This window comes from Stenotrophomonas sp. P5_B8, from assembly GCF_054049855.1.
Genome location: NZ_JBFULO010000739.1, coordinates 1 through 1,054, shown reverse-complemented (window position 1 = coordinate 1,054; position 1,054 = coordinate 1). Strand labels below are relative to the sequence as shown.

Annotated in this window: 1 protein-coding gene; it reads left to right on the top strand. The window is 65.1% G+C overall.

Features of this window, described 5'->3' with window-relative positions; genetic code table 11:
• Nucleotides 1-100 precede the first annotated feature (100 nt).
• Nucleotides 101-1,054, top strand: a 954-nt coding sequence (locus tag ACXJKH_RS21135; protein WP_457322310.1) for a DUF819 family protein, incomplete at its 3' end; no start/stop codon positions are given.

Below are 1,054 nucleotides of genomic sequence, written 5' to 3'. Positions count from 1 at the left end.
GCTGCTCTTTTACGGCAGCCGACCAACGGTCGGCTCTACAGGTGATTGTTTTCCCGAAACGTGTGGGATCCCACGCCCATCCTCCAGGTACGCCACACCCGTGAAAGCACCCGCCCTGATCCAGAACGACATCGTCGTCTTCGGCCTGATCGCCGCCACCCTCGGCGCCGTGTTCTGGACCGCCTCGCGCGAGCAGGGGCTGTGGAAGCGCTTCTACACCGTCGTGCCGGCGTTGCTGCTGTGCTACCTGATCCCGGGCATCTACAACACGTTCGGGCTGATCGACGGGCAGAACACGCATCTGTACAACCCGGTCGCGCGCGACATCCTGCTGCCGGCGGCGTTGGTGCTGCTCACCCTGGCGGTGGACATCAAGGGCATCCTGCGGCTGGGTCCGAAACTGATCGTGATGTATCTGGGCGCCTCCTTCAGCATCATGCTCGGCGCGGTGGTGGCCTTCCAGGTGATGAAGTGGCTGCACCCGGCCACCGTAGCTGGCGACACCTGGGCCGGCATGGCGGCACTGGCCGGCAGCTGGATCGGCGGCGGCGCCAACATGCTGGCCATGCGCGAGGTGTTCGACGTCAACGCGACCACCTTCGGCCAGTTCGCGGTGGTCGATGTGGGCGTGGGCTATGTATGGATGGCGGCGCTGATCTTCCTGGCTGGCCGCGCGGCGAAGATCGACGCGCGCAGCGGTGCTGATACCTCGGGCATCGACGAACTCAAGCTGCGCATCGAGAAATTCCGCAGCGAGCACGAACGTGTGGCCAGTCTTACCGACCTGATGCTGATCGTGGCGGTGGCCTTCGGCACGGTCGGCCTGTCGCACGCGATCGCCGGCCCGGTCTCGGCGTGGTTCAAGGGCCATGTCAGTTGGGCATCGCAGTTCAGCCTGGATGCGCCGTTTGTGTGGGTCGTGGTGATTTCCACTACCTGCGGCCTGGCGCTCAGCTTCACCCGTGCGCGCAACCTGGAGGGCGCTGGCGCGTCCAAGCTGGGCTCGCTGCTGCTGTATTTCCTGATCGCCTGCATCGGCATGCAGATGGACCTG